Genomic DNA, 11,973 nt, shown 5'->3' on the forward strand with positions numbered 1-11,973 from the left:
ACCTCTTGTTCCACAAGGGGCTGGCGGCGGGAATCAGGGGCCTGTAACAGTGACCAGGTGACGTTCGCCGGCCAGGCCGGGCACGCTCAGCGGGGTCACCTCACGCACCTGCCAGCCAGCCGGCAGTTCCGCGATCTCCTCATGCGGGTAGACGCCCTTCATGGCCAGCAGCACGCCACCGGGGCGCAGCAGATGGCCACCGACACGGACGATGCCGGCCAGGGTATCCATTGCGCGCGCGGTCAGCTGGTCGTAACGACCGGCCTCGTCCAGCGCTTCGGCCCGCGATTCGGCCACGCGGGCGTTGCCCAGGCCGAGCTGGCGCACGGCCTCGCGCATGAAGCGCGCCTTCTTGCCGTTGCTCTCCACCAGGGTGACCTGCAGGCCCGGGCAGGCGATCGCCAGCGGGATGCCGGGCAACCCGGGGCCGGTACCGAGGTCGGCCAGGCTGCCATCAGCCACGAACGGCTGCATCGCCAGCGAATCGAGCAGGTGGCGGGTAACCATCTCCTGCGGGTCGCGGATGGCGGTGAGGTTGTAGGTGCCGTTCCAGCGGTGCAGCAGGGCCAGGTAGCGCAGCAGCGGCGGCGCCAGCGCGGCGTCCAGGCCCATGCTGGCCAGGCCCTGTTCCAGCGTGGCAGCCACGCTGGCGGGAAGTGGGTGTTCGCTCATGCCGCCATTATCGCCGGTTTTGCGCGCTGATTCCCCGCTTCAGTGTGGATACCAGGCCAATGCGGCGCGGAACTGGCCGGTGGCCTGCCATTCGTGCAGGTGCCAGCGCGCGGCCTCGCCCAGTTCCGGGGCGCACCAGCGCAGGTGCAGGGCGCCATCGGCCCCCGGTGCCAGCTGCAGGCGGTGCAGGCCGAACGAGATGCCCTGCCCGTGCGCCTTCAGGATGGCCTCCTTGACGCACCACACGCGGAAGAACCAGTGCTCGCGCCCGGCCTCGTCCAGGCTTTCCAGCCAGGCCACTTCCTCGGGGTGGAAGAAGCGCTGCACGATTTCCAGAAGACGCGGCCGCGGGCGCAGCAGTTCCAGGTCGACGCCCAGCCGCACGCCCTCGCCCAGCGCCACCAGCAGCACCTCGCCGCTGTGGCTCCAGCCGGTGCCGTAGTGGGCCAGCGCGCCGCTCAGCTCCGGCCGGCCCTTGTCATCGCGGACCAGCGGCAGCGTGTCCGGGTCGGCGCCCAGCGCCTGCGCCAGCACCTGCCGCGCCTGCGGTTCACCGCGGTGGCCCGGCACGTGCGGGCGCCGCCAGACCGTGACCGGGCCGAAGCGCCACGGGCCGTCGAGGGTGGCTGGCAGGCTCATCCGCACGCGCCCGTCACGCAATTCCACGACGGGTTCACGGCCGTGCGCGTCAACTGGTCACAGTTCCCCACCGGAGGTTCGATCATGGGCATCATCATCTGGCTGATCGTCGGCGGCATCGTAGGCTGGCTGGCCAGCATCATCATGAAGCGCGATGCCCAGCAGGGCATCATCCTCAACATCGTGGTCGGCATCGTCGGCGCGCTGATTTCCGGCTGGCTGTTCGGCGGCGGCATCAACGAAGCGATCACCATCCGCACCTTCCTGTTCTCGCTGATCGGTGCGGTGATCCTGCTGGCAATCGTCAACCTGTTCACCCGCAAGAGCATACGGTGATCTGAGGGTAGTGCCGACCGCTGGCCGGCAGACGTTTCAGAACGGGCCCGGCAATCGTCGGGCCCCGTTCGTTCAACCCAACTGCACCCACGCCGGCGCATGGTCGCTCGGGCGTTCCCAGGTACGCGGCTCGCGGTCGATGCCCGAGGCCACCGCACTGCCCTTCAGCGCGTCGGAGACCAGGGTCAGGTCGATGCGCAGGCCCAGGTTGCGGCGGAAGCCCGCGGCACGGTAATCCCACCAGCTGAAGGTGCCCGCCTCGTCGTTGTGCAGGCGGAAGCCATCGTGCAGGCCCAGCTGCAGCAGCTTGTTGAGCGCGCCGCGCTCGGCGGTGGAGGTCAGGATGTGGTTCTCGTTCCACACCTCCGGGTCGTGCACATCGCGCGTCCGGGGCGATGTTGAAGTCGCCCATCACGATCAGCTTCGGGTGCCGCTGCAGTTCTTCGGCGATCCAGGCATGGACCGCTTCCAGCCAGCGCAGCTTGTAGTCGTACTTGTCGGTGCCGATGTCCTGGCCGTTGACCACGTACAGGTTGATCACCCGCAGGTCGCCGAAGGTACCGGCGATGACGCGCTTCTGCTCGTCCTCGAAGCCGGGAATACCGATCTGCACGTCCTGCGCCGGCTCACGCGACAGCAGCGCCACGCCGTTGTAGGTCTTCTGGCCGGCGAACACGCTGCGGTAGCCCGCGGCGATCAGCGCCGAATCGGGGAACTTGTGGTCCTCCAGCTTGGTTTCCTGGATACCGACGATGTCCGGGCCGAAGTCCTTGAGCCACTGCTCCAGGTGCGGCAGGCGGACATTGAGCGAATTGACGTTCCACGAGGCGATCTTCATGGGGGCCATTCTACCCGGGTGGGCCTTGATGGGCGCCCATATACCCCCGTAGACGCCAACCTTGGTTGGCGCCAGCAATCACCGTGTGCCAACCAAGGTTGGCAACTACCGGAACCCGATCACCGCAAGAGGAACTTCAACAACCCCGCAATCTTCGAATACGGCGGCCGCAGCCGGTCGCTGGCCGCCCAGCGCGACTGCCACAGCACCGGCAGCCGCTTGCTCATCGCATCGAACCCGGCCCGGCCGTGGTACGCGCCCATGCCGCTGGCCCCTACCCCGCCAAACGGCAGGCCATCGGCGGCGAAGTGCAGCAGCGTGTCATTCACCGTCACCCCGCCGGCCACCACCTGGCCGAGGATGCGCTCCACCGTGGCCCGGTCATGGCTGAAGGGATACAGCGCCAGCGGCCGGTCGCGGGACAGTACGTCGGCCAGCGCAGCATCCAGATCCGGGTAAGCCCGCACCGGCAGGATCGGCCCGAAGATCTCCTCGCGCATCAAGTCCAAGTCGTCCGGCGGGTCCAGCACCACGGTCGGCACCAGCAGGCGCTCGCGGTCGGCGCGCCTCATCCACCTGCGCCAACGGAATCACCGGCACGCCACGTTCGCGCGCCTGCGCCAGATAGCCCTGCAGGCGCCGGTACTGGCCTTCGTTGATGATGCGCGTGTAATCGTCGGCATCGCTGAAGTCGCCGTAGCGCTCGCGTACCTGCTGCTGCAGGGCCTGCACGAACTCACGCTGGCGCGCGGTGTCGATCAGCACGTAATCCGGCGCGATGCAGGTCTGGCCCGCGTTGAACCACTTGCCGGTGGCCAGCCGCGTTGCGGCTTTGTCCAGTGGGAAATCGTGGCAGACGATGGCCGGCGACTTGCCGCCCAGCTCCAGCGTGACCGGCACCAGATGCTCGGCGGCGGCAGCCATCACCTTGCGGCCAACCGCCGTCGAGCCGGTGAACAGCAGATGGTCCAGCGGCAGCGAGGACACCGCCGCCGCCACATCCGCCCCACCCTGCACCACCGCCACCCGATCGGGCGGGAACACGCTGGCCAGGAGATCGGCCAGGAACGCGCTGGTGCACGGCGTGTGTTCGGAGGGCTTGAGCAACACGTGATTGCCGGCGGCAATGGCGGTGGCCAGCGGCACCAATGCCAGCGTGACCGGGTAGTTCCAAGGCGAGATCACCCCGACCACGCCCAACGGCGTCGGCCGCAGCTGCGCGCGCCGGCCACAATCGCCAACCGGCGCCCACCCGCTGCGGCTTCGACCAGCGGCGCAGGTGGCGGCGCAGGTGGTCGATGGCCGACAGCACGCTCATGCCATCGGCCAGCTTCGATTCGACGTGGGCGCGATGGCCGAAGTCCTCGGCGATGGCCTGGGCCATTTCGTCCAGACGCGGCTTCAACGCCTCGCGCAGGCGGCGCAGGTCGGCTTCGCGCTGGTCGAGCGAAGGGCGCTGCGACCGCCAGGCACTGCGCAGGGTGTGCAGGATGGCGGGCAGGTCGGTCGGCGTGGTGGTGGTCATGGGCCGATTGTAGAGTCGAGCCGTGCTCGACTCGCATGCCAACCTTCACGCCTTCGCACGGGGTCTCATTCGGGAACCTCGCCACCAACGTGCATGCGCTCACCCTCGCATGCAATCCCGTCCCTCACTACGCCTTCTGCTGCTCGGTACGCTCTGCCGGGCATGACGGCGGTTCTGGCAACTCAAGCGGAATCTTGATCGGATACTCAGGGCTGCCGTAGGCGTAACAGGAGGTGGTGACCTGAATCTCATCGCAGAGCAGGAAATGCACGGTGATGCCGCAGACTTTCTGGTTGGTGTAATCCGGGACGGGGACGACTTTGCTGTGCCTGCGCTTTTGTGCCTCGATTTGTTGCAGCCAAGCGTCGTACTTCGCCTCATCTGCAAACCCAGGGAATCCCGCTGTACTCCCTGTCCCGGTTTCCCAATCGACCCGTACCATCATCCCTGGCCGCCACTGATCTGGAGTCATGTAACAGCATCCTCCTCCGCCACCTTGATATGGACCAATAACGTCAATCGCCGAACGGCCATCGACACTGAATCGGTTGATCGCCCAGTGAGTGTGGTTGACGCCATAGATCGCACTGGCATCCACAGCGTAAGCAGATAAGAGCAGAGGTGGGCCAACAGTTAATGCCAGCGCCACGCGCTTCAAAACAAACATCACTGAAACTCCAGCATGTATAGCCCTCATACTTTGTCCGAGGGAATCAATGCGCTACGCAGCGCTACTCACTCGCAGATTCCCGCCTCCAGTCATGCAGGATCTCGATCTCCCGCACGATCACTGCTGACTCTGCTGCGGGCGCATCGGAGAACAGTTCACCCGACACTGGAGTTCTTCTCAGGGGGGCTTTTGGATCACCTACGAAGAAGTGGGGCATAAAGCAGTAAGGCTCATCGCCCGATTCCGTGGGCTGCTTCACCAACGTCGCAAACACGGCATTCGTTGGCATGCTCGGTTTGGCGCCTGAACACCACGGATGCGACGAGACGATGTCCTGAATCCGCGCACCAGCCCGACGGAACTCCGTGGGACTGAAAACCTTGCCGAGAGAGACTCGATGCACCCGATAGGTGCCGACTTCCGGTTGCGCCTCGACAAGCCATCCTGAGTTGTCATGCGATGTGCAACTGCAGTCGCAGGTCACCAATGTTGCGCTTGGTACGGCGTTGTTCCAGGACAGCCAGACCTTCTCTGTCTTGCATAGTTGTTTGATCACGGGCGATCTTTCCTCGACTCGCAGGCTTCCCTGCGGTGCCGCACCGTCGGCAGCTACATGCGTTTCTGCGTCGGGCGATGACGCTGAGACAGTGATGATCGCTGCCAGAAGTACGCTGCGCATGCCCCGATCCGATTCGATGAATCGCCCATGCTATGGGACGCACTGGCGAACAAAGGGAATTCGGGCCATTTGCGTCATAAGTTGGCAGTTCTTGCTAGAAGCCCCAGTGTTCCGTGTGGCTGGATACGTCACCTCGCACCGGTACGATTGAGTACTGGGCTGATATGTAGATTCGTACTTGTTTCATTGCTTCACGACGTTAGCGTGCTGAAGGTGGTGTCCCACCTCCAAAAACATGCGTAGATGCGACGCGTATTTGCATTTCTGACCGGATGTCTTCTCATGCCCGGAGTTTCCGATGCCAGCGAGCAGTCCATTGATGTCGCGGCAATCGATTTGAACACCGAGCACGAACACATCCCATTGGTGGGCGACAGCCTGGCCGCCGTGGTCGGCGAGCTCGAGGGCGATGCCACACCCGGTGCCAGTATTGGCAGGGTGCTCGAGGCGCTTGCAGAGAGGCTTGAGCGTACGACCTGCCGTGTACACACCCCCGTCAATGACAGCTCACGGTCGTCCGGCGTGATCTGCAGCGGACCCGATGTAGACAGCCTCTTCCCGTATTACACAGCATTGCGGCAGGCGAGCACACCGGCGGAGCATGATCGGCACGGCCGTCGCCTCCTGGACGCCTATGCGACGTTGCTCAGGGATGCACCGGATGTCGCCCTCACGCGACCAAGCGAGGATGAAGCGGCAGATGGCTTGTTGCATGTGCTCTTTCCGTTCGAAGCCTGGGACGAGAAGTTGAACATTCCACGCCATGACGTCCACTTCCCGTTCGTTCCTGTGTGCAACCTCGTTGTCGCTCGCGCTGCGCGTTGCCCGGGAGCCGACCAGTTGCGCAGGCAGATCCGCCAGGCAGTCGATGAGAGCGCGCAGCGTCGGTTCTGCATCGAAGCGTTTTCAAGGCGACAGCTTGAGCTGAGCGATGGATGCTCGGAGTAGCACGTCCTGCGGTTGGGGTCGGAGCCCATTCGCGCGCGAAAGGGATCCGACCCCAGTCGCCACCCCACAAACAGAAAGACCGCGGTCTGCACCGCGGCCCCTGAAACCCGGTGGGTGCCGACCGTTGGTCGGCGCGCCGGCTACTTGGTGATATCCACGTCCTTGGTTTCGCGCAGGAACAGGCCGCCGATCACCACCGACATCAGCGCGATGATGATGGGGTACCACAGGCCGTAGTAGAGGTTGCCGGTACCGGCCACCAGCGCGAACGAGATCGCCGGCAGGAAGCCACCGAACCAGCCGTTGCCGATGTGGTACGGCAGCGACATCGAGGTGTAGCGGATACGGGTCGGGAACAGTTCGACCAGGTAGGCGGCGATCGGGCCGTAGACCATGGTCACGTACAGCACCAGCAGCCACAGCATGAAGATGGTGCCGGCGATGTTGATGCGCGCACCATCGGCCTTGGCCGGGTAGCCGGCGGTGGTCAGCGCGGTCTTCAGCTCCGCTCCGAACGCATCGGCCTTGGCCTTGCCTTCTTCCTTGGTCAGGCCTGCGGCCTCATACGAGGGGACGCTGGCGCTGCCCACGTTCACCATCGCCAGCGAGCCGGCGGCGGCGGGCTGCACGTCGTACGGCACGCCGGCCTTGGTCAGCGCGGCGGTGGCCACGTCGCAGGAGCTGGTGAACTTGCGCAGGCCCACCGGATCGAACTGGAACGAGCAGGTGGCCGGATCGGCGACGACCAGCGCCGGCGAACTGCTGCGGGCTTCTTCGATGGCCGGGTTGGCGAAGTGGGTCAGGCCCTTGAAGATCGGGATGTAGGTGATGGCCGCCAGCAGGCAGCCGGCCAGGATGATCTTCTTGCGGCCGATGCGGTCGGACAGCCAGCCGAAGAAGATGAAGAACGGCGTGCCCAGTGCCAGCGCTGCGGCGATCAGCAGGTAGGAGGTGGTGGCATCGACCTTCAGCATGCTGCTGAGGAAGAACAGCGCGTAGAACTGTCCGCCGTACCAGACCACGGCCTGGCCAGCCGCCGCACCGAGCAGGACCAGCAACATCAGCTTCAGGTTGCCGCCCTTCAGGCTGTCGCGGAACGGGGTCTTGGAGCCCTTGCCTTCAGCCTTCATCTGCTGGAACAGCGGCGATTCGCTCAGCTGCAGGCGGATCCATACCGAAATGCCCAGCAGCAGGATCGACACCAGGAACGGAATGCGCCAGCCCCAGGCTTCGAAGGCCTCGTTGCCCAGTGTCATGCGGCAGGCCAGGATGATCAGCAGCGACAGGAACAGGCCGAGCGTGGCGGTGCACTGGATGAAGCTGGTGTACAGGCCACGCTTGTCGTCCGGCGCGTGCTCGGCCACGTAGGTGGCGGCACCGCCGTACTCGCCGCCCATCGCCAGGCCCTGGGCCAGCCGCAGGATGATCAGGATCACCGGCGCGGCGAAACCGATCGAAGCGTAGTTGGGCAGCACGCCGACCAGGAAGGTCGAGATGCCCATGATCAGGATGGTGACCAGGAAGGTGTACTTGCGGCCGATGCGGTCGCCGAGGCTGCCGAAGAAGGCCGCGCCGAACGGGCGTACGAAGAAGCCGGCGGCGAACGCCAGCAGGGCGAAGATCATGCCCGTGGTTTCATTGACGCCACTGAAGAACTGCTTGGCGATGATGGCCGCGAGCGAGCCGTACAGGAAGAAGTCATACCACTCGAACACCGTGCCGAGGCTCGATGCGAAGATGACCTTCTTGTGGCCCTTGGTCAGGGTGCCCGCTTTATGGGCGGTGCTGGGTGTACTGGACATGGGACGCTTCCCCTCCGAAGCAATCGTTGTTGGTGGGTGCCGAACGTTAGTCGGCACTCAATTCGGTGGATGCCGACCTTGGCCGGCACCCCATCTCGGTAGATGCCGACCTTGGCCGGCACCCCATCTCGGTAGGTGCCGACCTTGGCCGGCACCCCATCTCGGTAGGTGCCGGCCGCTGGCCGGCACGCTCTTAGAAGCTGTACTTCGTGGTGAACTGCAATCGGGTGATGTCACCCTTGTTGCCGTTCTCCACTTCGCGGCGGCCGTACATCAGCTCGGCGCCGATATCGACCTTGGGCAGCGGCGAATAGAAGATGTTGCCGCGGATGCTCTGCACGCTCTTGGTCACCAGCGGGCCGAGGATGCTGTCGTTGTCGTAGTCGCTGCGCGCATAGATCAGGTTGGTGCGCAGCTTCGGCGAGAACGCATGCCGCCAGCCCACGTAACCGGCCAGCACGCCGGTGGGGTTGAGCTCGTCGCGGGCCACGTCGTAGGCGCTGTCGGCGGTGATGCCCAGGCCGATGTAGCGGGCGATGCCTTCGCCGCCGGTCAGCTGGTAGTGCAGCGAATCGCTGTCACCCATCACCCACTTGCCGCCCAGTGTCAGGCCGCCAGCCACCTTGTCGGCCTTGGCGCCGGTGGCCTGGTTGTCGACCTTCAGCTGACGGACGATGCCGCCGACACCGAAGGTGCCCCAGTCACCCTTCCAGCCATAGCGCAGGGTCAGGTCAGGCAGGCTGCCACGGTCGGAGTTGGCGCTGGTGTTGGTCCAGGCGCCGGTGACCGGGTTGCGGGTACCGGTGAGGGTGGTGGTTTCCGGGTTTTCCAGCGCGACGCTGAAGCCACCCTGGGTGTAGCGCACCTGGGCCTGGCGCACGAAGATCACGCCGTCGGTGGGGCCGACGAAGTCGACCGCTTCCGGCAGCGCGGCCGCGTCCATGAAGTTGGACCAGGTCTGGCCGGCCATCCAGTTGTTCCAGTACATGTAGGCGTGGCGCAGGGTCACACCATAGGTATTGGTGGCGGTCTGGTTGCCCAGCGAGTTGCCGAAGAAGTCCATCTCGAAGAACGCACCGGCCTTGTTGCCCGACTCGCTCACGTTGTCGATGCCCAGGTTGAAGCGCGAGAACTTGGCGTGGGCATTGAAGTCGGTGCCCGAACGCTTGCCGCTGCCGCCGGCGCCTTCCACCGGGGTCTGGCCCGGCAGATACAGCGAGCGGCCGGTGGCGTCGTCGGCCAGCTGGCCATCGCTGGTCTGGGTGGCCAGGAAATCGGCCTTGATGAAGCCGCCGATCTTGACCGTGGTGCCCGGCGCGGCGCCCGGGGTGATGGTGGTGACCTGGATCGGCTGCTTGCCCGCCGGCACCGAGGCGACCGGCTTCTGCTCGGCCTGCACCGTGCGGACTTCGGTCACCGCCTGCTGGGTCTGGCTGATCTGGGTCTGTTGTTGTTGCTGCGAAGACAGCAGCAGCTGGACCTGGCGTTCCAGTTCGGCAACGCGTGCTTCCAGCGCTTTCTCTTTGGCGGTCTCAGCGAACGCCATGCCCGGTGCGACCAGGGCGACCAACAGGCAGGCCGCCAAAGGTTTGCGCACGGCTTTCAACGTACGGTGGCTCATGTTGCCCTCTCTCCCAAGTGGCAAGGTGATGCCGCGCGTGGGGCACGGTCGAGCCGAGACTGCGGGGCGATTATGTATAGCGGCTATTCGCCATTGGTCGAACCCGGCCCTGCTGGGCGCTCACTTTCGACCATGGTCTAACCAGAGTGGTGACGCGGCCGGGGGTGGATGGGGCAAACTGAAGGGGATCGGTCGCTGCGATGCTGCGACCGCACATACAAAGTCAACGTGCAAGTGAGGGTGCCATGGCTGATATCTACCCCGTCGATCCGCAGTTCGCCGCCAAGGCACGCATCGACAAGACGTCGTACGAACAGCAGTACCAGGCTTCGGTGACCGACCCGGATGGTTTCTGGGGCAAGGCCGCCGAGCGCCTGGAGTGGATGCGCAAGCCGACGAAGATCAAGAACGTCAGCTACGACCTGTCCGATTTCCACATCAAGTGGTTCGAAGATGGCGAGCTCAATGCCAGCGTGAACTGCCTGGACCGCCAGCTGGAGAAGCGTGGCGACAAGACCGCCCTGCTGTTCGAGCCGGACGGCCCGGACGCACCGGCGCAGCACGTGACCTATCGCGAGCTATACGAGCGCACCTGCCGCCTCGGCAACGCGCTGCGCAACCTCGGGGTCAAGAAGGGCGATCGGGTCACCATCTACCTGCCGATGATCGTCGACGCCGCCGTGGCCATGCTGGCCTGCGCACGCATCGGTGCGATCCACTCGGTGGTGTTCGGTGGCTTCGCACCGAACTCGATCGCCGACCGCGTCAGCGACTGCCAGAGCAAGCTGATCATCACCGCAGACGAGGGTCTGCGCGGTGGTCGAAAGATTCCGCTGAAGGCCAACGTCGATGCAGCGCTGAAGCTGCCCGGCACGAACACGGTTGAAACCGTGCTGGTAGTGCGCCACACCGGCGGCGCGGTGGACATGCAGGCCCCGCGCGACCGCTGGTTCCACGATGTGGTGGACAGCCAGCCGGCCACCTGCGAGCCGGAACGCATGAACGCGGAAGATCCGTTGTTCATCCTCTACACCTCCGGTTCCACCGGCAAGCCGAAGGGCGTGCTGCACACCACCGGCGGCTACCTGCTGTACGCGGCCTACACCCATGAAGCGGTGTTCGACCTGCGCGAGGACGACATCTACTGGTGCACCGCCGACGTCGGCTGGGTCACCGGCCACAGCTACATCGTGTACGGGCCGCTGGCCAACGGCGCGACCTCGCTGATGTTCGAAGGCGTGCCGAACTACCCGGACACCTCGCGTTTCTGGAACGTCATCGACAAGCACAAGGTGAGCATCTTCTACACCGCCCCGACCGCCATCCGTGCACTGATGCGCGAAGGCGAGGAGCCGGTGAAGAAGACCTCGCGCGCATCGCTGCGCCTGCTCGGCAGTGTCGGCGAACCGATCAACCCGGAAGCCTGGCGCTGGTACTACGAAGTGGTCGGCGACAGCCGTTGCCCGATCGTCGATACCTGGTGGCAGACCGAGACCGGCGGCATCCTGATCTCGCCGCTGGCCGGCGCGATGGACCTCAAGCCGGGCTCGGCCACCCTGCCCTTCTTCGGCGTGCAGCCGGCGCTGGTCAACGCCGATGGCGAGATCCAGGACGGCCCGACCGAGGGCAACCTGATCATCCGCGATTCCTGGCCGGGCCAGATGCGCACGGTGTACGGCGACCATCAGCGCTTCATCGATACGTATTTCCGCACCTACCCGGGCAGCTATTTCACCGGTGACGGTTGCCGCCGCGACGAAGACGGCTACTACTGGATCACCGGCCGCGTGGACGATGTGATCAACGTGTCCGGCCACCGCATCGGCACCGCCGAAGTGGAAAGCGCGCTGGTCTCGCACCCGAAGGTGGCCGAAGCGGCCGTGGTCGGCTTCCCGCACGACGTGAAGGGCCAGGGCATCTACGCCTACGTCACCCTGGTGGCCGAAGAGGCACCGAGCGACGAGTTGCAGAAGGAACTGGTTGCCTGGGTGCGCAAGGAGATCGGCCCGATCGCCACGCCGGACCACCTGCAGTGGGCGCCAGGCCTGCCGAAGACCCGCTCGGGCAAGATCATGCGCCGCATCCTGCGCAAGATCGCCGAGAACGCACCGGACCAGCTTGGCGACACCTCGACGCTGGCCGATCCGTCGGTGGTGGCGTCGCTGGTGGACGAGCGCAAGGTGCGCTGATGTACGACCGGGGTCGGATCCCTTTCCGCAAGGAAAGGGCTCTGACCCCATCTG

General features: G+C 65.2%; 9 protein-coding genes and 2 pseudogenes. 3 read left to right on the forward strand and 8 right to left on the reverse strand.

From position 1 onward, the window contains the following. Window positions 1–33: 33 nt before the first annotated feature. Both rsmG and ACZK2V_RS22705 read right to left on the reverse strand, forming a co-directional pair. Window positions 34–672, reverse strand: a complete 639-nt coding sequence (rsmG, locus tag ACZK2V_RS22700) for a 16S rRNA (guanine(527)-N(7))-methyltransferase RsmG (protein ID WP_012481632.1) — start codon at window positions 670–672, stop codon at window positions 34–36. A gap of 39 nt (window positions 673–711) precedes the next feature. Further along, the gene (locus ACZK2V_RS22705; protein ID WP_197656012.1) at window positions 712–1,311 is read right to left on the reverse strand and encodes a 4'-phosphopantetheinyl transferase family protein; all 600 of its coding nucleotides are present in this window, start codon (window positions 1,309–1,311) and stop codon (window positions 712–714) included. Between the two features lie 84 nt (window positions 1,312–1,395). Between ACZK2V_RS22705 and ACZK2V_RS22710 the strand changes: the two genes are divergently transcribed. Further along, window positions 1,396–1,647, forward strand: a complete 252-nt coding sequence (locus tag ACZK2V_RS22710; protein ID WP_005411656.1) for a GlsB/YeaQ/YmgE family stress response membrane protein — start codon at window positions 1,396–1,398, stop codon at window positions 1,645–1,647. A gap of 72 nt (window positions 1,648–1,719) precedes the next feature. Here the strand turns inward: ACZK2V_RS22710 and xth are convergent. The 4 genes and pseudogenes from xth to ACZK2V_RS22730 all read right to left on the reverse strand — a co-directional run bounded on the left by xth (window position 1,720) and on the right by ACZK2V_RS22730 (window position 5,359). Further along, window positions 1,720–2,485: pseudogene (gene xth / locus ACZK2V_RS22715) on the reverse strand (exodeoxyribonuclease III). Between the two features lie 119 nt (window positions 2,486–2,604). Further along, window positions 2,605–4,010: pseudogene (locus ACZK2V_RS22720) on the reverse strand (coniferyl aldehyde dehydrogenase). A gap of 127 nt (window positions 4,011–4,137) precedes the next feature. Next, window positions 4,138–4,677 (reverse strand): DUF3304 domain-containing protein, encoded by a 540-nt coding sequence (locus tag ACZK2V_RS22725; protein WP_486322854.1) that lies wholly within the window; start codon window positions 4,675–4,677, stop codon window positions 4,138–4,140. Window positions 4,678–4,741: 64 nt separating this feature from the next. Further along, window positions 4,742–5,359 (reverse strand): hypothetical protein, encoded by a 618-nt coding sequence (locus ACZK2V_RS22730; RefSeq protein ID WP_486322855.1) that lies wholly within the window; start codon window positions 5,357–5,359, stop codon window positions 4,742–4,744. A 282-nt stretch (window positions 5,360–5,641) separates the two neighbouring features. Here ACZK2V_RS22730 and ACZK2V_RS22735 point away from each other — a divergent pair, with 282 nt between their 5' ends. Further along, entirely contained in the window at window positions 5,642–6,307 is a 666-nt protein-coding gene (locus tag ACZK2V_RS22735) for a hypothetical protein (RefSeq protein WP_486322856.1), read from the forward strand. Window positions 6,308–6,447: 140 nt separating this feature from the next. Here the strand turns inward: ACZK2V_RS22735 and ACZK2V_RS22740 are convergent, their stop codons facing one another. Together ACZK2V_RS22740 and ACZK2V_RS22745 are read right to left on the reverse strand one after the other, a co-directional pair. Beyond that, on the reverse strand, window positions 6,448–8,109 hold the full coding sequence (locus tag ACZK2V_RS22740) for an MFS transporter (protein WP_486322857.1): 1,662 nt from the start codon (window positions 8,107–8,109) through the stop codon (window positions 6,448–6,450). A 193-nt stretch (window positions 8,110–8,302) separates the two neighbouring features. After that, the gene (locus tag ACZK2V_RS22745) at window positions 8,303–9,730 is read right to left on the reverse strand and encodes a DcaP family trimeric outer membrane transporter (RefSeq protein WP_458075119.1); all 1,428 of its coding nucleotides are present in this window, start codon (window positions 9,728–9,730) and stop codon (window positions 8,303–8,305) included. A gap of 245 nt (window positions 9,731–9,975) precedes the next feature. On the opposite strand from ACZK2V_RS22745, the gene acs reads away from it, so the two are divergent. Beyond that, window positions 9,976–11,919, forward strand: coding sequence for an acetate--CoA ligase (gene acs / locus ACZK2V_RS22750; RefSeq protein WP_032128463.1), 1,944 nt, complete (start codon window positions 9,976–9,978; stop codon window positions 11,917–11,919). Window positions 11,920–11,973 lie beyond the last annotated feature (54 nt).

The organism is Stenotrophomonas sp. 93052_Sma (assembly GCF_056481145.1).